Source organism: Sphingobium sp. B10D7B (assembly GCF_025961955.1).
In the GTDB taxonomy this organism is placed as follows: Bacteria; Pseudomonadota; Alphaproteobacteria; order Sphingomonadales; family Sphingomonadaceae; genus Sphingobium.
The window spans coordinates 2,019,002-2,037,663 of the sequence record NZ_JAOQOQ010000001.1 but is presented as its reverse complement, the minus strand read 5'-3'; the positions used below and the strand labels follow the sequence as shown (position 1 = coordinate 2,037,663).

Genomic DNA, 18,662 nt, shown 5'->3' with positions numbered 1-18,662 from the left:
GCGTTCAGGGCAGCGCGGCCTCGATCGAATGGAGCAGCTTGCGCAGGATCGCGTTGCAACGCTGCCGGTCCGCCTGCGAAAGGCTGCCCATCAGGCGCTGTTCCGTCGCAGTAAAGGCGGCCATGGTCCGCCCGGCCAGCGCGATGCCGTCGGGCGTGAGTTCGATGAGCAACGAGCGCTGGTCGCTGGCATGCGAGACGCGGCGGATCAGGCCGCGCTGTTCCAGCCGCCGCGCCAGCCCGGTCAACCCGCCCGAGGTCACCGGCACATAGCGCCCGGCGAGGTCGGTCGGCGCCGCGCGATAGGGCGCGCCGATGCGCATCAGGCCCGCCAGCAGACGAAACTCATTATCGGATAGCCCCGACGCCTTGAGCACCGCTGCCGTCTCCGCACGGAGCCGATCATCGATCCGCGCGACCCGCGCCGCAATCGCCCGCACATCGGCATCCAGCGCCGGAATGACAGCCTGCCACTCCCCGACAAGCGCATCCACTGCCGCATCCAGCCGATGCGCCTCACTCTCCGCACGCAGGTGCGCGAGGCCTAAGGCTGCAGTCGCGCCGTCTTTTGTCACATTACCGGCATTGCATCGGCATGGAGGCCGGCCTTCCAACCCGCCAGCGCTTCTCGCGCCCGGTCGGTATAGGCCTGTTTGCGCTGCTTCTTGCGCACGCTCTCGTCCTCGATGGGCGGGAAGAGGCCGAAGTTGACGTTCATCGGCTGGTAGCTCTCCGCATCGGCGCCGCCGGTGATGTGGCCGAGCAGGGCGCCCAGCGCGGTCTGCGGTGGGGGGAGGGGTATGTCGCGTCCGCCGAGGTCCGCCGCGCAGAACAGACCGGCGAGCAGGCCGATGGCGGCGCTTTCCACATAGCCTTCGCAGCCAGTGATCTGCCCGGCAAAGCGCACATGCGGCATGGCACGCAGGCGCAGGCGATCGTCCAACAACTCCGGGCTCTTGATGAAGGTGTTGCGATGCAGGCCGCCCAGCCGCGCGAACTGTGCATTCTCAAGCGCAGGAATCGTCCGGAACAGAGCGACTTGCGCCTCATATTTAAGTTTCGTCTGGAAGCCGACCATGTTCCACAGCGTGCCTAGCGCATTGTCCTGCCGCAACTGCACGACGGCATAGGGCCAGCGGCCGGTGCGGGGATTGTCGAGACCCACTGGCTTCATCGGCCCGTGGCGCAGCGTCTCTCGGCCGCGCTCGGCCATCACCTCGATAGGCATGCAGCCATCGAAATAGGGCGTGTCCTTCTCCCACTGCTTGAACTCGGTCTTGGGACCATCGAGCAAACCCTGGACGAAGGCGTCGTACTGATCCTTGTCCATCGGGCAGTTGATATAATCCTTGCCGTCGCCGTCGGGCGAACCCTTGTCCCAACGGCTCGCTTTCCAGGCAATGGACATGTCGATGCTGTCGCCATGGACGATGGGCGCGATCGCGTCGAAGAAGGCGAGCTGGTCCTTGCCGGTCGTCCGCGCGATTGCCTCGGCCAGCGGCGCGGCGGTGAGCGGGCCGGTGGCGATGATCGTCGGGCCCTCCGCCGGAATGCCGTCAACGCGCTCGCGCACCAGCTCGATCAGCGGATGCGCTTCGATGGCAGCGGTCACGCCCTGCGCGAAAATGTCTCGGTCCACCGCCAGCGCGGAGCCCGCTGGCAGCTTGCACTTGTCCGCCTGCGCCATGATGAGCGAGCCGAGCGCGCGCATTTCCTGATGGAGCAGGCCGACGGCATTGCTGTTGGCATCGTCGGAACGGAAGCTGTTGGAGCAGACCATCTCGGCCAGCGCATCGGTTTCGTGAGCGGGCGTCTGTTCGCCGCCGCCGCGCATCTCGGAGAGGCGCACGCGCACGCCGGCCTGGGCGAGCTGCCACGCCGCCTCGCTGCCGGCAAGGCCGCCGCCGATGATGTGCACCTGATGGGTCATGGTTCTTCAAATCCTGCCGGGAATGCGTGTTTCCCGTCTGCCCCTAGCCGCAGCTTGCTGTGACCGGCAACCGCGCTCATCGGGATGGTGCCATAGACGTGCGGGAACAGAGCGCCGCCGCGCGAGACTTCCCAGCGCACGGTGTCCCCCAGCGGCGGCAGATCGACCATGACGAGGATGGCCGGATCGACATCGGCAAACCATTTGGCTGCGGTTTCCCGTACCTGTTCGCGGGCGGAAAGGTGGATGTAGCCATCGGCCAGATCCACCGGCGCGCCTGTAAAAACACCTGAGTCGCGCCATGCCGACCATTCCTCGGGGCGCAACAGCTTGAAGGCGAAGAGTTCTGTCATGAAACGACGCTACGGCATGGGCGGGGCGCCGTCCAGCGCTTGCCTTGAGGCGCGAAATCCGGGCATTCCAACCGGTGAATCGATTGAAACAGAACGGGATATGTTCTTCATGCCGAGCGACGCCAAGCCCATGTCCGTGCTCACCGCAGGGCTTATCCGCCTGCTCGATGTCGAGCCGGCGGGAGAGCCCGGGCATTTCCTCGGCCATCGCAAGCCCGGCGGGGCAGGGCGCGTCTATGGCGGGCAGGTGGTCGGCCAGGCGCTGGCGGCCGCGGCCAAGACGGTGGCGGCGGACCGGCCCGTGCATTCGCTGCATTGCTATTTCATGCGCCCGGGCAGTGAGGACTATCCTATCGACTATCAGGTGGACGCGGACATGGATGGCCGCGCCTTCTCAAACCGGCGGATCGTGGCCTGGCAGCAGGAGAAGCCGATCTTCAACATGATCGCGTCCTTCCATAAGGCCGAACGCGGTCCGGCGCACCAGAGCGACATGCCGCCGGTGCCGGACCCTGATGATCTCAAGGATCTCGGCGATCTCATCGAGCAGCATGAACTCCCGGCCGGTCCGGTGCTGCGCTGGATTGCCGGGCGTAACAGCCCGGTGCGCTTCCGTCCGGTGGGCGATATCCAGTCCGGCATCATCAAGACACACGATGCCGCGCCGCAGCTGTGCTGGATGCGCGTAGGGGAGGGGCCGCTCGGCCTTGAGCAGCCCATGCAGCGGGCGATGCTGGGGTTCATCAGCGACATGCTGCTGCTGGCAACGGCCTACCGGCCGCACGGCCTGCACATCGGCAGTCCCGGAGTGGCCAGTGCCAGCATCGATCACAGCGTCTGGTTCCACGACGATGTGGAGTGCGGCGACTGGCTGCTTTACATCACGGACAGTCCCTGGGCGGGGCATGGACGGGGCTTCGCGCGCGGGCATTTTTACGCGCGGGACGGTCGCCTGGTGGCCAGCGTGGCGCAGGAAGGGCTGATCCGCTTCCGCGAAGCCGAGTGACGCGCGTCCCTTTGGACCGTCGGCTCCCAATATTCCATGTCATCAGGACATCCGTTGCGTTTGAGCCGCGCTGACGGCAAAGTTCATCGCCGAAAGCACTATTGATCCGGACCTGACAAAGGCACACCCCGGGCGGAACGGAGGAGTGGATGACCAGAATTCGGGCTGATCGGCCCTCTGTGACGATCAACTATGTCGCACTCACCGACGAACGGCCGCGCTATTATGCGAACGATCACAGCCGGGACACGGTGGTGATCGAGGAGCACGGCATGGCCGCCAGCGATGGACGGCATGAGGTGCTCGGTCTCGACACGGCCGGCGTGGCGCTGGTTGAGGCGCCCACGGCGGTCACCGACTTTGCCGACAAGGCCAATTTCCCAGCTTATGCCAAGGAGATCGAAGCGCTGCTGCTGCGCGAGACGGGGGCGGATGTGGTGATCGTCACCGGTCCGCCGATCCTGCGCTTTTCGGAACGCTCCGGCAAGGCCGGCAGCAGCGATAACAGCCATCCCGCGCGCTTTGCCCATGTCGATGTCAGCGACGCGACGGCGCGCGGTTTTTCGGCGCAGCGTCAGCCCGCAGAGGGGGACATTGTTCGGGCCGCGCATTACAATGTCTGGCGCGTTCTTTCGCCCGCCCCGCAGGATGTGCCGCTGGCGATCTGCGATGCGCGGTCGGTCACCGGCCAGGAACTGCTGCTGGCCGATGCGATTTTCGACAGTCCCTCGGGCGACTGGAGCTTCGAGGGCTATGTCGTCGCGCACGATCCGGCGCATCGCTGGCTGTGGTTTCCCGATATGACGACGGACGAGGCGATCATCTTCAAGACGCATGACAGCCGCGCAGGCGTCGCCCGCTGCGTGCCGCACGTCGCGTTCGATGATCCGCTGTGCGATGACGAGGCACCGCCGCGCATCAGCGTCGAGGCGCGCGCCATTGCCTATTGGCGAGAGGGCGGGGATCGCGGTAAAGGTAAATTACCGTAAACCAAAATTATCCCGATGGCTGACCGTATCATCATCAGCTCTTAACCTTGTTCGGGTTAGGCGCAGGTCAAAGAGCTGAGAGTTCCAATGGCGACGAATGCACCTGTGATTACCGAAAAGAAAACTCGTTTCGAGCTGCTGAACTGGTTGATCGCCAACCCTGTTCTGGGGGCGGGTATTCTCGCGGTGCTCGTTCCGACGCTACTGCTCGTGGCAAGGGAAAGCTGGTCGACTGAGCAGGGCGCGCATGGTCCCATCGTGCTGGCCACCGGCCTGTGGCTGCTGTGGCGGGAATGGCAGAATGCTGCGGCCGTCGCGCGTCCGGCGCCGGGGCTTCCGATTGCCATCGCCTTCGCGATTCTCCTCCCGCTTTATTTCGTCTCGCGGGTCAGCAACATCGTCGAGACAGAGGGCTTTCTCATGTATGGCCTGGTCGTTGCGGCGCTGTTCAGCGCCATCGGCTGGGAGGCGCTCAAGCGGCTCTGGTTCCCGCTCATCTACCTGCTGTTCGTGCTGCCGCCGCCTGAGACGCTGGTGGCCATGGTCACCAATCCGCTCAAGATCATGCTGTCCGAATCCGCCGTCGGCTTCCTGTATCTGGTCGGTTATCCGGTCGCCTCGTCGGGTGTCACCATTCAGGTGGGCCAGTATCAGCTGCTTGTCGCGGAGGCCTGCGCGGGCCTCAACTCGCTCATCTCGCTCTCGGCCATCTCGCTATTTTATGTGTATCTGCGCCACCACGCCAATGTGCGCTACGCGCTGCTGATGATCGTGGCGATCGTGCCGGTCGCCGTGTTCGCCAATTTCGTGCGGATCGTACTGCTTGTGCTGCTGACCTATCATGGCGGCGAGGCAGCGGCGCAGGGCTTCCTGCATGATTTTGCGGGACTGACCATGTTCATGACCGCGCTGATCACCATATTCGCGATCGATCATCTCTTCGGGCTGCTGTTCCCGCGCCTGAAGGGCAGCAAGAGCGATCCTGTCTTAAAGCCAGCGGCCGAGCCCGCCCAGCCCTAAGGCCGGGCGCGGCGTGCCTCAGCTCCGCTGTTGGGCGATCAGGTTCGACATGTCGTCCAGGATCGCCAGCCTCTCCTTTTTAAGGTCCTCCAGATGCTCGTCGCAGGCCGGCTCGATGTCGGTTTCGATCCGGTAGATCTGGCGCGTGAGCAGGTGGTGGCGCTCGGCAAGGGTGCGGAAATGCGCGTTGTGCAGCTTCAGGGCGTGAAGCACCTCATGGTCATGCGGGAACAGGTCGTCGAGCGTCTCGCGGGTATCAAGGGTCATGTTGCTCTCCTGGGTCTTGTCCGGCTTGCAATGATCCGATCGTGCCGGACGGAACGATAGCGCGCCTTGCGCAAGATCAATTCGTCGCCCACCGCCAGCGCATGGGCGGCGGGATTGCCCGCGCCCCTTGCCGTTGCGCGTCAACACGGCTAGAGGGCGCACCGGCTCTTTCCATCCTTGAAATAGACAGGCGCGACCCATGAAGATCAGCGGCGTGGATATTCGTCCCGGCAACAATATCGAATATGAAGGCGGCCTGTGGCGCGCCGTGAAGATCCAGCACACCCAGCCCGGCAAGGGCGGCGCCTATATGCAGGTGGAGCTGAAGAACCTGATCGACGGGCGCAAGAACAATGTGCGCTTCCGCTCTGCCGAGACGGTCGAGCGCATCCGCCTCGATACCAAGGATTTCCAGTATCTCTATGCCGAGGGCGACATGCTCGTCTTCATGGACACGGAGACCTATGAGCAGATCAACCTGCCCAACGATCTCGTGGGTGATGCCGCAGCGTTCCTGCAGGACGGCATGATGGTCATGCTCGAAATGTATGAAGAGCGCCCGATCAGCGTGCAGCTGCCCGAGACGGTCGAGGCGACCGTCGTCGAGGCGGACGCCGTGGTGAAGGGGCAGACCGCATCGGCGAGCTACAAGCCAGCGATTCTCGACAATGGCGTGCGCGTGATGGTGCCGCCGCACATCACCACCGGCACCCGGATCATCGTCGATGTCTACGAGCGCGAATATGTGAAGCGGGCCGACTGATGCGCGCCCTCCGCCTCGTCGCCGGGTCCGCGCTGGCCCTGTCCCTTGCCTGGTCCGCGCCGCTGCTGGCGCAGGCCAAGCCGGCCAGGCCTGCGGGGCAGCCCAGCGAAGCCCAGCTTCAGCACGCGGCGGAGAATTTCCGCATCATGGTCAGCGGTCTGCAGTCCGACAAGATTCCGCAGCCGGTGAAGAGCATTCTCTTCACCTGCGCCTACGGGAATCCGTTCAGCAAGATCAGCGAGAATACCGACAAGCTGATGACCGAGAAGAAGCTGGACCGCAAAAATCCGACCCAGGTGCTCAGCGCCATGGCGGCCGTTTGCGGTTTGCGGCCCGAGATGGTCGCACCGCCCAAGAAGTGATTTCATTCCCTGACCGGCCGCTCTTCCGCGCCGGAGGAGACAGATTGACATGGTATCCCATTCCGGCCTGCTGACGGTCATCGAGCGCGCGGCCCGCAAGGTGGCTCCGCAACTGCGGCGCGACTTCGGCGAGGTTCAGCATCTTCAGGTCAGCCGCAAGGGGCCGGCCGACTTCGTGACTGTCGCCGACAAGAAGGCGGAGGACACGCTGGTCGCCGAACTGAGCAAGGCGCGGCCGGACTGGGGCTTCCTGCTCGAGGAAGGCGGCGAGATCGCCGGCGATCCCATGAAGCCGCGCTGGGTGATCGATCCGCTCGATGGCACCACCAACTTCCTCCACGGCATCCCGCATTTCGCCATTTCCATCGCCGTGCAGGAGCCGCATCGCTCCGGGCAGGGCTGGGGCGAAGTGACGACCGGCATGATCTATCAGCCGATCACCGACGAGAGCTATTGGGCGGAGAAATCCCGCGGCGCCTGGCGGCATGACCAGCGCCTGCGCGTCTCGGCTCGTCGCGATCTGACCGAGGCGCTGATCGCCACCGGCATTCCGTTTATCGGCCACGGCGATTTCACTGAATGGAGCCGCATTTTCGGCGCCATCGCCCCCTCGGTTGCGGGTATCCGCCGCTATGGCTCCGCTGCGCTCGACCTCGCCTGGGTGGCTTCCGGGCGCTATGACGGCTTCTGGGAGAGCGGCCTCTCGGCATGGGACGTGCAGGCCGGCATTCTTTTGGTCCGCGAGGCCGGCGGTTTCGTCACCGATTTCCGGGGTGGCGCCGAGCCAGTGGAGCGTCGCCAGGTGCTGGCCGCCAATGACGTGCTCCACAGCAAGCTCCACAAGCTGCTCGCCGGAGCGCTACGCAACATGTGATGCGGAACGGTCCGGCGCCGGCGACTATCGCTGCCGCCGTTTACCGGCCAACAAAAAAGGGCGCCCGTTGCTCGCCATTCGGCCGGCAGGGGCGCCCTTTTTGCTTCTGGACGGCGCGTCAGCCTTCGACGGCCTCGCTGTTGAGCTGGATATAATTGGCCAGGCCCATGCGCTCGATCATCTCGAACTGCGTCTCCAGCTTGTCGACATGGTCTTCCTCGCTGTCGAGGATATGCTGGAACAGGTCGCGGCTGACATAGTCGCGCACGCTCTCGCAATGCTGGATGGCATCGCGAAGCAGCGGGATCGCTTCCAATTCTGTGTCGAGATCGGCCTTGAGCACTTCCTCGACCGTGCTGCCGATGCGCAGGCGCCCGAGCAGCTGGAAGTTGGGCAGGCCATCGAGAAACAGGATGCGCTCCGCCAGCTTGTCGGCGTGCTTCATCTCGTCGATCGATTCCTCATATTCGAACTTGGCGAGTTTCGAGATACCCCAGTGATCGAGAAGACGGTAGTGGAGGAAATATTGGTTGATGGCAGTCAGCTCGTTCTTGAGCGCGCCATTGAGAAATTCGATGACCTTTTCGTCACCCTTCATGTTCTGTCTCCATGTCGTCAGTCGATGGAGCGGAACTAGCAGCAAAGCGGCAATAATTCACGCGAGAACGTCTCGCAACCATGGGTGCGATAGGTTCTTAATAGCGGTGCACTTCTTCGCTAATGCCAATGATAGTCAGGAATGGGGCTTGGCTGGTCGGCTCAGGCCGTTGCCCAGGTGCCGGTCTGGCTCGGCGCATTGAGGCTGCGGTTGCAGCGCGCCCGGCAGGAGGATTGCTCTTCCACCATCACATCTTCCGCATGATCGAGGCAGATGCGACATTGCGGCGTTTTGCCGAGCGCCCGGTAGGCGCTTTCGGGACACGTCACACCCTGGCGAGCAACGCTGCGCAGTTCCTGTTCCGTGATCGCATTACAGATACAGACAAGCATGATTCGTTGATAGTGTTGTTGCGAGGCATTTGCAATCTCCGGCGTGATCGAATGCGACGAATGGTTGGGCATCCGGCCGGTCTGAGCCCATAGGGGAGGGGCTGACGCTCGGCTGATTTGTTGCGAATCATTCTCAGCCCGTCCAAGGGTTGCCTCGCAGGTGCAGCAGTCCTAAAGCGCCCCCATCAAAGGCTATTAAGCCTAGGGGATTCAAGTGGTCGATCTGTCGCAATATCTGCCGATCCTGCTGTTTCTGGTTGTCGCATTGGGCTTGTCGTGCGCGTTCGTGTTCCTGCCCATGGCCGTCGGCCGGCTGACGGGATCGCACAAGCCGGACCCGGAAAAGCTGAGCGAATATGAGTGCGGCTTTCCCGCATTCGAGGATCCGCGCAGTCAGTTCGACGTGCGCTTCTATCTCGTCGCGATCCTGTTCATCATCTTCGATCTGGAAGCGGCGTTTCTCTTCCCCTGGTCGGTGAGTCTGGCTGAGATCGGCTGGGCCGGCTGGGGCGCGATGATGATCTTCATTTTCGAGCTGGTGCTCGGCCTCGTCTATGCCTGGAAGAAGGGAGCACTCGATTGGGAGTAGAACTTGAACGGCCGGGCACGCTGGGCGCTCCGCTGATCGGGGTTCCGCCGGCCACGCAGCCAGATCCCGAATTCTTCAAGGCGCTCTCCACCGAGGTGAGCGACAAGGGCTTCCTCGTCACCTCGACGGAAGACCTGTTCAACTGGGCGCGCACCGGCTCGCTCTGGTGGATGACCTTCGGCCTCGCCTGCTGCGCGGTCGAGATGATCCACGTGAACATGCCGCGCTACGACATGGAGCGCTTCGGCGCTGCCCCGCGCGCGTCCCCGCGCCAGAGCGACGTGATGATCGTCGCCGGCACGCTGTGCAACAAGATGGCTCCGGCGCTGCGCAAGGTCTACGACCAGATGAGCGAGCCGAAATACGTCATCTCGATGGGCTCGTGCGCCAATGGCGGCGGCTATTATCATTACAGCTACAGCGTCGTGCGCGGCTGCGACCGGATCGTGCCCGTGGACATCTATGTCCCCGGTTGCCCGCCGACGGCCGAAGCACTGCTTTATGGCATCATGCAGCTCCAGCGGAAAATCCGCCGGGTCGGCACGATAGAGCGTTGAGGGGGCGGATATGGTGACAGCCGTTCATTCCGCACCGCGGGTCGAGCCGATCGAGGGTCTGGCCGATGCCATTCGCGCCGCACTCGGCGATGTCGTGCTGGCGATCAAGGATGCGCATTTCGAGCTGAGCGTGGGCGTGCAGCGCGAGGCGCTGGCCGATGCGTTGCAGCTTCTTCGCGATCGCTTCGACTATCAGCAGCTCATGGAGATCGCCGGGGTCGACTATCCCGATCGCGCCGAGCGCTTCGAGGTCTGCTATCACCTGCTTTCGGTGACCAAGAACCATCGCCTGCGCGTCAAGGTGCGCACCGATGAGGATCATGCGGTGCCGACCGTCACGCATCTTTGGCCGGTTGCCGGCTGGCTCGAGCGCGAAGTGTTCGACATGTATGGCGTGCTGTTCGAGGGCAACACGGACCTGCGTCGCATCCTCACCGATTATGGTTTCAAGGGCTATCCGTTCCGCAAAGACTTCCCGCTCACCGGCTATGTCGAGCTGCGCTATTCGGAAGAGCAGAAGCGGGTGGTCTATGAGCCGGTGAAGCTCGCGCAGGACTTCCGCAGCTTCGACTTCATGAGCCCGTGGGAAGGCGCGCAATATGTGCTGCCGGGCGACGAGAAGGCCAAGGGCGAGGCGCCGGGTGCGCCCACGCCGCCGCCACCTCCTCCGCCGCCCCCGCCAGCATCCGCTTCCCCGGACGCAAAGACGACCAAGACGACGGACAAGCCTGCGGATACCGGTGCCGGCGCGCCGGCCGACAAGGCTGCGACCAAGCAGGCCCGTGCACCGCGTGCCAAGAAGGCGGAGGTTGCGTCTGCGCCGGTGGAAGACACGCCCCCGGTGGAAAACAAGCCGAAGCGTACGCGCAAGCCCAAGACGCCCGAGGGTGACGCCTGATGTCCGAATATCTCGACAAGCTGGAGCATCTCGTTGACGACGCCGATCCGGCGCTCGGCGACACCGCGATCCAGAACTATACGATCAACTTCGGCCCGCAGCACCCCGCTGCCCACGGCGTGCTGCGTCTGGTTATGGAGCTCGAGGGCGAGATCGTGGAGCGCTGCGATCCGCATGTCGGCCTGCTGCATCGCGGCACCGAGAAGCTGATCGAGTATAAGACCTATCTGCAGGCGCTGCCCTATTTCGACCGGCTGGACTATTGCTCGCCGCTCGGCATGGAGCACAGCTATGTGCTGGCCATCGAGAAGCTGCTGAACCTCGAAGTGCCGCTGCGCGCGCAATATTTGCGCGTGTTCTTTGCTGAGCTGACGCGGATCAGCAACCACATGCTGAACCTCGGTTCGCACGTCATGGACGTTGGCGCGATGACGCCGAACCTGTGGATGTTCGAGATCCGCGAGGACTGCCTCAACTTCTTCGAGCGCGCATCCGGCGCGCGCATGCACTCGGCCTATTTCCGGCCGGGCGGCGTCCATCAGGACGTGCCGCTCAAGCTGCTCGCGGACATTGGCGAATGGCTCGATACGCGCCTGCCACGTCTCTTCGAGGATGCGATCAGCCTGGTGGCGGACAACCGCATCTTCAAGCAGCGCAATGTCGATATCGCAGTCTGCTCCAAGGAAGACGCGCTGCGCTGGGGCTTCTCAGGCCCAATGCTCCGTGGCTCCGGCATTCCGTGGGACATCCGCAAGGCCCAGCCTTACGATGTCTATGATCGCATGGAGTTCGACGTGCCCGTCGGCACCAACTTCGACTGCTACGACCGGTTCATGGTGCGCGTGGAAGAGGTTCGCCAGTCGGCGCGGATCATGAAGCAGTGCTTGAACGAGATGCCGGACGGCCCGGTCGCTTCACTCGATCGCAAGGTCGTGCCGCCCAAGCGCGGCGAGATGAAGCAGTCGATGGAAGCACTCATCCACCACTTCAAGCTCTATACCGAGGGCTTCCACGTGCCCGAGGGCGAAGTCTACGTGGCGACCGAAAGCCCCAAGGGCGAGTTCGGCGTCTATCTGGTGAGCGACGGGACCAACAAACCCTATCGCTGCAAGATCCGTCCGACCGCATTCAGCCATCTGCAGGCGATGGACTTCCTGATGAAGGGTCACATGCTGGCCGACACCACCGCCGTGCTCGGCGCGATGGATATCGTGTTCGGGGAGTGCGACCGGTGAGCGTTGCAACCATGCTGTCCGCTGACGAGCGCATCGCCATCGCCCGCGAGATGATCGCGCGCTACAATCGTCAGGATGCCGACGCCTATGTCGAGCTGATGACGGACGAGGCCTGCGAGGCGAATTATCGCGGCGCGGTCGTGCGCGAAGGCAAGGAAGGGACCCGCTCGGGCCTCGCCGCCGCTTTCGCCAAATGGCCGCAGAACCATGCGGAGATCGTCGAGGCGCAGGCCATCGGCAGCTATGTGCTGATGCGCGAGCATGTCACGCGCGGCCCGGCAAGCGATGGCTCGGAGCTGGTCGAGCCGTTCGACGTGATCGCTGTCTATTCATTCGAGGGCGACAAGGTGTCGCGCGTGGAGTTCATTCGATGAGGGGCGACGCAACACCCGTCTGGTTGCATATCCTGGTGCTGAGCCTTGCCGGCATGGTGCTGATCGTGCTGGACCGCATGGCCGATGTTCCCGATGGCGTGGTCGCAGGGCTGGCATGCGCCACGGTCTATTTCTGGCTGACCTTCGGTGCACCGGCCTACAGCAAGCGGATCCGCGAGAATGGCTGACGCGCCCCAGATCCCCGATGAAGCCGAAGTCCGCGCCCGCTGGGGCGGTTTCGCCTGGACGCCGGAAAATGCCGAGCAGGCTAAGAAGGTCATCGCACGCTATCCCGATGGCCGCCAGCAGTCGGCTGTGATGCCGCTGCTCGATCTTGCCCAGCGGCAGGTCGGTGCGGAGACGAACACGCAGGGCTGGCTGCCGATCTCGGTGATCGAATATGTCGCCGCCCAGCTCGATATGCCGTTCATGCGCGCCTATGAGGTCGCGACCTTCTACACCATGTACAATCTGGCGCCGGTCGGCCGGTTCCATGTGCAGGTCTGCGGCACGACGCCGTGCATGCTGCGCGGCAGCGACGATGTGCTGGCCGCTTGCACCAAGCGCGGCCTCAAGAAGGGCACGACCACCGCGGACGGCCTGTTCACGCTGACCGAGGTCGAGTGCCTCGGCGCCTGCGCCAATGCGCCGATGGTGCAGATCAACGACGACAATTACGAAGATCTGACCTTCGCGAGCATGACGGCGATCCTCGACGATCTCGCAGCCGGCAAGCAGCCCAAGATCGGTCCGCAGATCGACCGCCAGACCAGCGCCCCTGAGGGCGGGCCGACTGCGACGAAGGCGATGGTCACCGAGAATCATGATTATCGGGGGGAATGGTAATGGCTGACGAAACGCCCGCCGCGCCGCCGCCCTTTGTCGGCCCGCTGGAAGACAAGGACCGCATCTTCACCAACGTCCATGGCTATCAGGACTGGCGCATCGACGCCGCCATGAAGCGGGGCGATTGGGATAACACCAAAAAACTGCTCGAAATCGGGCAGGACGGCATCATCGACATCATGAAGGCCTCGGGCCTGCGTGGTCGCGGTGGCGCCGGCTTCCCGACCGGTATGAAGTGGAGCTTCATGCCCAAGGAGAGCAAGGACGGACGCCCGAGCTTCCTGGTTATCAATGCCGACGAGTCCGAGCCGGGCTCGTGCAAGGACCGCGAGATCATCCGCCACGATCCGCACAAGCTGATCGAGGGCGCGCTGGTCGCCGGCTTCGCGATGCGTGCGCGGGCGGCCTATATCTACATCCGTGGCGAGTTCATCTACGAGGCGAAGGTGCTCTTCGCCGCTGTGGAAGAGGCCTATGCCAAGGGCTTCCTCGGCAAGAATGCCTGCGGCTCGGGCTATGATTTCGATGTATTCGTCCATCGCGGGGCAGGGGCCTATATCTGCGGCGAGGAAACCGCGCAGATCGAGAGCCTCGAGGGCAAGAAGGGCCAGCCGCGTCTCAAGCCGCCGTTCCCGGCGGGCGCAGGCCTCTATGGCTGCCCGACCACGGTCAATAATGTCGAGAGCATCGCGGTTGCGCCGACCATTCTGCGGCGCGGCGCCGGCTGGTTCTCCAGCTTCGGGCGCGAGAACAATCGCGGCACCAAGCTCTTCCAGATCAGCGGCCATGTGAACAAGCCGTGCGTGATTGAGGAGAGCATGAGCATCCCGTTCCGCGAGCTGATCGATCGCCATTGCGGCGGCATTCGCGGCGGTTGGGACAATCTGCTCGCGGTCATCCCCGGCGGCTCTTCGGTGCCCCTGGTGCCAGCCGCTGAGATTATGGACGCGCCGATGGATTTTGACGGCCTGCGCGCGCTCGGCTCCGGCCTCGGCACCGCAGCGGTGATCGTCATGGACAAGTCGACCGACATCGTGCGGGCAATCGCGCGGCTCAGCTACTTCTACAAGCATGAGAGCTGCGGCCAGTGCACGCCCTGTCGTGAGGGCACGGGCTGGATGTGGCGCGTGATGGAGCGGCTGGTGCGCGGCGACGCCGATGTGGAGGAGATCGACATGCTCTTCCAGGTCACCAAGCAGGTCGAAGGCCACACCATCTGCGCGCTCGGCGACGCAGCCGCGTGGCCGATCCAGGGCCTCATTCGCCATTTCCGCCCCGAGATCGAGCGCCGCATCGCGGCCAAGCGCGGCGGCGCCCCTGTGCTGGAGGCAGCGGAGTAATCATGCCCACAGTCAAAGTAGACGGCATCGACATCGAAGTTCCCGCCGGAGCGACCGTGCTTCAGGCGTGCGAGCTGGCCGGCAAGGAAATTCCGCGCTTCTGCTACCATGAGCGCCTCTCCATCGCCGGCAATTGCCGCATGTGCCTCGTCGAGGTGAAGCCTGGGCCGCCCAAGCCGCAGGCGAGCTGCGCGTTGCCGGCCGCGGACGGTCAGGAAATCCGCACCGACAGCGAGATGGTGAAGAAGGCCCGCGAGGGCGTGATGGAGTTCCTTCTCATCAACCATCCGCTCGATTGCCCGATCTGCGATCAGGGCGGCGAGTGCGATCTGCAGGACCAGTCCGTCGCTTATGGCCGTGGCCAGAGCCGCTATGACGAGAACAAGCGGGCTGTCACCGAGAAATATATGGGCCCCATCGTCAAGACGGTGATGACCCGCTGCATCCAGTGCACCCGCTGCGTGCGCTTTGCCGAGGAAGTGGCCGGCGTGCCGGAGATCGGCGCGATCTATCGCGGCGAGAACATGCAGATCACCACCTATCTGGAACATGCCGCCAAGAGCGAGCTCTCCGGCAATGTGGTCGATCTTTGCCCGGTCGGCGCGCTGACTTCCAAGCCATACGCCTTCGAGGCGCGGCCCTGGGAGCTCAAGAAGACGCTCGCCATCGACGTGATGGATGCCGTGGGTACGAATATCCGCATCGACAGCCGTGGCCGTCAGGTGCTGCGCGTGCTGCCGCGCGTCAATGACGACGTGAATGAGGAGTGGGCGAGCGACAAGACCCGCCACGCGGTCGATGGCCTGATCCGCAAACGCCTCGACAAGCCTTATGTCCGCAAGGACGGCCAGTTGGTTGCTGCCACGTGGGACGAGGCCTTTGCGGCCATCGCCGCTGTGGCGAAGGCCGCCAACGGCTCGGTCGCTGCGATTGCCGGCGATCAGCTCGATTGCGAGACGATGTTCGCCGCGCGTGAGCTTGTCCATGGTCTTGGCGGTTCGCTGCTCGAAGGCCGCCAGGGCGGCCTCGATTATGACGTTTCCAGCCTTTCGGCGGTGAACTTCAATTCGACGCTCGCCGGCATCGAGACGGCGGACGCGATCCTGCTGGTCGGCACCAACCTGCGTTGGGAAGCCCCGCTGATCAACACGCGCATCCGCAAGGCCATCAAGAAGGGCGCCAAGGTCTGGACCATCGGGCCCGATGTGGACCTGACCTATAAGGTGACCTCGCTCGGCAACGATGCCGCGCTTCTCGCGAACCTGCCCAAGGATGTGCTTGATGCCTTCGCTGCGGCCAACCGCCCGGCGCTGATCATGGGCGGCGGTGCGCTGGCGGCCGCGGGCGTGCATGGCGCCGCACTGGCGGCGGTGAACACGCTGGGTCTGATCAAGGCTGACTGGAACGGCTTCAACGTCGTCCACATGGCCGCCGCACGCATGGGCGGGCTGATGCTCGGCTATGCCGCGCAGGGCGGGGTGAAGGCGATCGCGCAGAGCGAGCCCAAGCTGCTGTTCCTGATGGGCGCGGACGATGTGCCGTTCGACCTCTTCGGCAAGAGCTTCAAGGTCTATGTCGGCCATCATGGCGACAAGGGCGCGCATGCGGCGGAGGTGATCCTGCCCGGCGCGGCCTACACCGAAAAGGCCGGCACCTATGTGAACACGGAAGGCCGCGTGCAGCGCGGCGACAAGGCCGTGTTCGCGCCGGGCGATGCCCGCGAGGACTGGACGATCCTGCGCGCGCTTTCCGACGTGCTGGGCAAGACGCTGCCGTTCGACAGCTTTGAGGCGCTGCGTGCGGCCATGTATGCCGCCGTCCCGGCGCTGGCGCAGGAAGGGCTTGTCGATTTCGGCTGGTCGGCTCCGTCGCTGGCGAGCAATGCGAGCGGCCCGATCAACCTGCCGATCAAGGATTTCTACCTGACCAACGCGATCTGCCGGGCCAGCCCGACGATGAAGCGCTGCTCGGCAGAACTGGTCATGGGTGAAGAGTTCGCGGAGGCCGCGGAATGACCGAGTTTTTCCAGACCTATCTGGGCACGGGCTTCGGTTGGTTCGTCGCCAACCTGATCCTCATCCTGCTCATCGCGCTGCCGCTCATGCTGGCGGTCGCGATGATCATCTATGCCGATCGCAAAATCTGGGCGGCGATGGCGCTGCGTCGCGGCCCCAACGTCGTCGGTCCCTTTGGCCTGCTCCAGTCGTTCGCGGACGGCCTCAAGGTCTTCCTGCAGGAAACGATCATCCCGAGTGCGGCCAACAAGGGCCTGTTCATCCTCGCGCCAATCATCACCTTCACGGTGGCGCTGCTAGCCTGGGCGGTGATCCCATTCGATGCCGGAATGGTGCTGGCGGACATCAATGTCGGCCTGCTCTATATTCTCGCGATCAGCTCGCTCGGCGTTTACGGCGTGGTGATCTCGGGCTGGGCGTCCAATTCCAAATATCCCTTCTTCTCTGCGATGCGCGCCAGTGCGCAGATGATCTCCTATGAGGTCTCGATCGGCTTCGTGCTGATCAGCGTCGTGCTCTGGTCGGGCAGCTTCAATCTCTCGACCATCGTCGAGACGCAGCGCAGCTATTATGGCTTTTTGAATGGCCACGGCTTCAACCCGCTGCTCTTCCCGATGGCGGTGGTGTTCCTCATCTCGTCCATGGCGGAGACGGCGCGGGCGCCCTTCGACCTGACCGAGGCTGAATCCGAGCTCGTCGCCGGCTATCAGACCGAATATTCGTCGATGAGCTTCGCGCTCTTCTGGCTCGGCGAATATGCCAACGTCATCCTGATGTGCCTGCTCAACGCGCTGCTCTTCTGGGGTGGCTATCTGCCGCCGGTGGACTGGGCACCGCTCTATGTCGTGCCGGGCATCATCTGGCTGCTGGCCAAGACCTTCATCTTCTTCTTCATCTTCTCCTGGGTGAAGGCGACGGTGCCCCGCTTCCGCTATGACCAGCTCATGCGGCTGGGCTGGAAGGTCTTCTTGCCGCTCTCGCTCTTCTTCGTATTCCTCGTGTCCGGGTTCCTGATGTTGACCCGCTATGGAGGCGGCGCATGATTGCGCATCTCGTCAAATCCTTCACCCTCTGGGAGTTTCTGAAGGCGCACTGGCTGACCTTGAAGTATTTCTTCAAGCCCAAGGCGACCATCAACTACCCCTATGAGAAGAACCCGATCTCGCCCCGCTTCCGCGGCGAGCATGCGCTGCGCCGTTATCCCAATGGCGAAGAGCGCTGCATCGCGTGCAAGCTGTGCGAGGCAATCTGCCCGGCGCAGGCGATCACCATCGAGGCGCAGCCGCGCGACGATGGCTCGCGGCGCACGACGCGCTACGACATCGACATGGTGAAGTGCATCTATTGCGGCTTCTGCCAGGAAGCCTGCCCGGTCGACGCGATCGTGGAAGGCCCGAACTTCGAGTTTGCCACGGAAACCCGTGAAGAACTCTATTACGACAAGGCGAAACTGCTCGCCAATGGTGACAAATGGGAGCGGGCAATCGCGGCGAACCTTGCCGCCGATGCCCCCTACCGTTAAGGCGCCGCGAAGGGACCAGAGGGGGACGTTTTGACCGTTCAAGTTTTCGCCTTCTACCTGTTCGCGAGCATCGTCGTGGCATCGGCCACGATGGTCATTCTCGCGCGCAATCCGGTGCACAGCGTGCTCTGGCTCATCCTGGCGTTCTTCAACGCGGCGGGACTCATGGTGCTGCTCGGCGCCGAGTTCGTCGCGATGCTGCTCGTCATCGTCTATGTGGGTGCGGTCGCCGTGCTCTTCCTCTTCGTGGTGATGATGCTCGACATCGATTTCGCGGAGTTGCGAGCGGGATTCGTCAGTTATTTCCCGCTGGGCGGCGCCATCGCGCTGATCCTGCTGGTCGAGCTGGTGCTCGGCATCGCCATCTGGCAGGCCGGTGAGGTCACGCTCGCGCAGCGGGCTGCGCCAACACCGACGGACATGCCGAACATCCAGGCGATCGGCGCGCTGCTTTACTCGCGCTACATCTTCCTGTTCGAGGCGGCCGGGCTCATCCTGCTCGTTGCGATGATCGGCGCCATCGTGCTGACGCATCGCGCCCGGGGCGGCGTGCGCTCGCAGGACATTGGCAAGCAGGTCCGCCGCCGGCCCGAGGATGCCGTGCGCAACATCGATCAGCCGGTGGGCAAGGGGGTAGAGCTGTGAGCCTCTTCCGCATCAACGCTCCGTTCGTGTCGAGCGTCGTCGAGACACGTCGCGCACCCCGCTTCTCGACTTCGCTCGAAGCGAACGG

At 63.7% G+C, this 18,662-nt stretch carries 24 protein-coding genes; 18 read left to right on the top strand and 6 right to left on the bottom strand.

Annotated features, from left to right (window positions below):
• Positions 1 to 4: 4 nt before the first annotated feature.
• Genes M2331_RS09710 through M2331_RS09700 form a run of 3 tightly spaced genes read right to left on the bottom strand, consistent with a single transcriptional unit; the run spans position 5 to position 2,282 of the window.
• Positions 5 to 574, bottom strand: a complete 570-nt coding sequence (locus tag M2331_RS09710) for a MarR family winged helix-turn-helix transcriptional regulator (RefSeq protein ID WP_181560095.1) — start codon at positions 572 to 574, stop codon at positions 5 to 7.
• A complete protein-coding gene (trmFO, locus tag M2331_RS09705; protein WP_181560094.1) occupies positions 571 to 1,929 on the bottom strand; it encodes a methylenetetrahydrofolate--tRNA-(uracil(54)-C(5))-methyltransferase (FADH(2)-oxidizing) TrmFO in 1,359 nt (452 codons plus the stop codon). The genes M2331_RS09710 and trmFO overlap by 4 nt, the downstream gene beginning before the upstream one ends.
• Positions 1,926 to 2,282 (bottom strand): DUF952 domain-containing protein, encoded by a 357-nt coding sequence (locus tag M2331_RS09700; RefSeq protein ID WP_181560093.1) that lies wholly within the window; start codon positions 2,280 to 2,282, stop codon positions 1,926 to 1,928. Before M2331_RS09700 ends, trmFO begins: the two co-directional genes overlap by 4 nt.
• Between M2331_RS09700 and M2331_RS09695 the strand changes: the two genes are divergently transcribed.
• The 3 genes from M2331_RS09695 to xrtV all read left to right on the top strand — a co-directional run bounded on the left by M2331_RS09695 (position 2,281) and on the right by xrtV (position 5,297).
• Positions 2,281 to 3,288, top strand: coding sequence for an acyl-CoA thioesterase (locus tag M2331_RS09695; RefSeq protein WP_264592354.1), 1,008 nt, complete (start codon positions 2,281 to 2,283; stop codon positions 3,286 to 3,288). The two genes, M2331_RS09700 and M2331_RS09695, sit on opposite strands and share 2 nt — an antisense overlap.
• A 149-nt stretch (positions 3,289 to 3,437) precedes the next feature.
• The gene (locus tag M2331_RS09690; RefSeq protein ID WP_181560092.1) at positions 3,438 to 4,277 is read left to right on the top strand and encodes a CmcJ/NvfI family oxidoreductase; all 840 of its coding nucleotides are present in this window, start codon (positions 3,438 to 3,440) and stop codon (positions 4,275 to 4,277) included.
• 87 nt (positions 4,278 to 4,364) lie between these two features.
• Positions 4,365 to 5,297, top strand: coding sequence for an exosortase V (xrtV, locus tag M2331_RS09685; RefSeq protein WP_181560091.1), 933 nt, complete (start codon positions 4,365 to 4,367; stop codon positions 5,295 to 5,297).
• An 18-nt stretch (positions 5,298 to 5,315) separates the two neighbouring features.
• Here xrtV and M2331_RS09680 read toward each other — a convergent pair whose 3' ends face one another.
• Entirely contained in the window at positions 5,316 to 5,711 is a 396-nt protein-coding gene (locus M2331_RS09680) for a YdcH family protein (RefSeq protein WP_264592353.1), read from the bottom strand.
• Positions 5,712 to 5,763: 52 nt separating this feature from the next.
• On the opposite strand from M2331_RS09680, the gene efp reads away from it, so the two are divergent.
• From efp to M2331_RS09665, 3 genes are read left to right on the top strand one after another with little or no spacing between them, the layout of a single operon-like run.
• Positions 5,764 to 6,327, top strand: coding sequence for an elongation factor P (gene efp / locus M2331_RS09675; RefSeq protein WP_181560089.1), 564 nt, complete (start codon positions 5,764 to 5,766; stop codon positions 6,325 to 6,327).
• Positions 6,327 to 6,689 carry a hypothetical protein gene (locus tag M2331_RS09670; RefSeq protein WP_181560088.1) on the top strand — a complete coding sequence of 121 codons (363 nt, stop codon included), beginning with the start codon at positions 6,327 to 6,329 and terminating at the stop codon, positions 6,687 to 6,689. The genes efp and M2331_RS09670 overlap by 1 nt, the downstream gene beginning before the upstream one ends.
• 49 nt (positions 6,690 to 6,738) lie before the next feature.
• Positions 6,739 to 7,563 carry an inositol monophosphatase family protein gene (locus M2331_RS09665; RefSeq protein ID WP_181560087.1) on the top strand — a complete coding sequence of 275 codons (825 nt, stop codon included), beginning with the start codon at positions 6,739 to 6,741 and terminating at the stop codon, positions 7,561 to 7,563.
• Between the two features lie 118 nt (positions 7,564 to 7,681).
• Here the strand turns inward: M2331_RS09665 and bfr are convergent, their stop codons facing one another.
• Together bfr and M2331_RS09655 are read right to left on the bottom strand one after the other, a co-directional pair.
• The gene (gene bfr, locus M2331_RS09660; protein WP_181560086.1) at positions 7,682 to 8,161 is read right to left on the bottom strand and encodes a bacterioferritin; all 480 of its coding nucleotides are present in this window, start codon (positions 8,159 to 8,161) and stop codon (positions 7,682 to 7,684) included.
• A gap of 161 nt (positions 8,162 to 8,322) precedes the next feature.
• A complete protein-coding gene (locus tag M2331_RS09655; RefSeq protein WP_319800986.1) occupies positions 8,323 to 8,625 on the bottom strand; it encodes a (2Fe-2S)-binding protein in 303 nt (100 codons plus the stop codon).
• Between the two features lie 142 nt (positions 8,626 to 8,767).
• Here M2331_RS09655 and M2331_RS09650 point away from each other — a divergent pair, with 142 nt between their 5' ends.
• The 12 genes from M2331_RS09650 to M2331_RS09595 are packed head-to-tail and all read left to right on the top strand — an operon-like array spanning position 8,768 to position 18,574.
• Entirely contained in the window at positions 8,768 to 9,142 is a 375-nt protein-coding gene (locus M2331_RS09650; protein WP_181560085.1) for an NADH-quinone oxidoreductase subunit A, read from the top strand.
• Positions 9,133 to 9,699 carry a NuoB/complex I 20 kDa subunit family protein gene (locus M2331_RS09645; protein WP_181560084.1) on the top strand — a complete coding sequence of 189 codons (567 nt, stop codon included), beginning with the start codon at positions 9,133 to 9,135 and terminating at the stop codon, positions 9,697 to 9,699. The genes M2331_RS09650 and M2331_RS09645 overlap by 10 nt, the downstream gene beginning before the upstream one ends.
• Before the next feature lie 10 nt (positions 9,700 to 9,709).
• Positions 9,710 to 10,597 carry an NADH-quinone oxidoreductase subunit C gene (locus M2331_RS09640; RefSeq protein ID WP_181560083.1) on the top strand — a complete coding sequence of 296 codons (888 nt, stop codon included), beginning with the start codon at positions 9,710 to 9,712 and terminating at the stop codon, positions 10,595 to 10,597.
• Positions 10,597 to 11,832 (top strand): NADH-quinone oxidoreductase subunit D, encoded by a 1,236-nt coding sequence (locus M2331_RS09635; RefSeq protein ID WP_264592352.1) that lies wholly within the window; start codon positions 10,597 to 10,599, stop codon positions 11,830 to 11,832. Before M2331_RS09640 ends, M2331_RS09635 begins: the two co-directional genes overlap by 1 nt.
• An 11-nt stretch (positions 11,833 to 11,843) precedes the next feature.
• Complete coding sequence (locus M2331_RS09630; protein ID WP_264572273.1) at positions 11,844 to 12,206, top strand: nuclear transport factor 2 family protein; 363 nt, start codon at positions 11,844 to 11,846, stop codon at positions 12,204 to 12,206.
• A complete protein-coding gene (locus M2331_RS09625; protein WP_181560082.1) occupies positions 12,203 to 12,394 on the top strand; it encodes a hypothetical protein in 192 nt (63 codons plus the stop codon). The genes M2331_RS09630 and M2331_RS09625 overlap by 4 nt, the downstream gene beginning before the upstream one ends.
• Complete coding sequence (locus tag M2331_RS09620) at positions 12,387 to 13,052, top strand: complex I 24 kDa subunit family protein (protein ID WP_181560081.1); 666 nt, start codon at positions 12,387 to 12,389, stop codon at positions 13,050 to 13,052. Before M2331_RS09625 ends, M2331_RS09620 begins: the two co-directional genes overlap by 8 nt.
• Positions 13,052 to 14,392, top strand: a complete 1,341-nt coding sequence (gene nuoF / locus M2331_RS09615; RefSeq protein ID WP_181560080.1) for an NADH-quinone oxidoreductase subunit NuoF — start codon at positions 13,052 to 13,054, stop codon at positions 14,390 to 14,392. Before M2331_RS09620 ends, nuoF begins: the two co-directional genes overlap by 1 nt.
• 2 nt (positions 14,393 to 14,394) lie before the next feature.
• The gene (nuoG, locus tag M2331_RS09610) at positions 14,395 to 16,407 is read left to right on the top strand and encodes an NADH-quinone oxidoreductase subunit NuoG (RefSeq protein WP_181560079.1); all 2,013 of its coding nucleotides are present in this window, start codon (positions 14,395 to 14,397) and stop codon (positions 16,405 to 16,407) included.
• The gene (gene nuoH / locus M2331_RS09605) at positions 16,404 to 17,450 is read left to right on the top strand and encodes an NADH-quinone oxidoreductase subunit NuoH (RefSeq protein WP_181560078.1); all 1,047 of its coding nucleotides are present in this window, start codon (positions 16,404 to 16,406) and stop codon (positions 17,448 to 17,450) included. Before nuoG ends, nuoH begins: the two co-directional genes overlap by 4 nt.
• Positions 17,447 to 17,929: an NADH-quinone oxidoreductase subunit NuoI gene (gene nuoI / locus M2331_RS09600; protein WP_181560077.1), complete on the top strand. Its 483-nt coding sequence runs from the start codon at positions 17,447 to 17,449 to the stop codon at positions 17,927 to 17,929. The genes nuoH and nuoI overlap by 4 nt, the downstream gene beginning before the upstream one ends.
• 30 nt (positions 17,930 to 17,959) lie before the next feature.
• Positions 17,960 to 18,574, top strand: a complete 615-nt coding sequence (locus M2331_RS09595; RefSeq protein WP_181560076.1) for an NADH-quinone oxidoreductase subunit J — start codon at positions 17,960 to 17,962, stop codon at positions 18,572 to 18,574.
• The last annotated feature ends 88 nt before the right edge of the window (positions 18,575 to 18,662 follow it).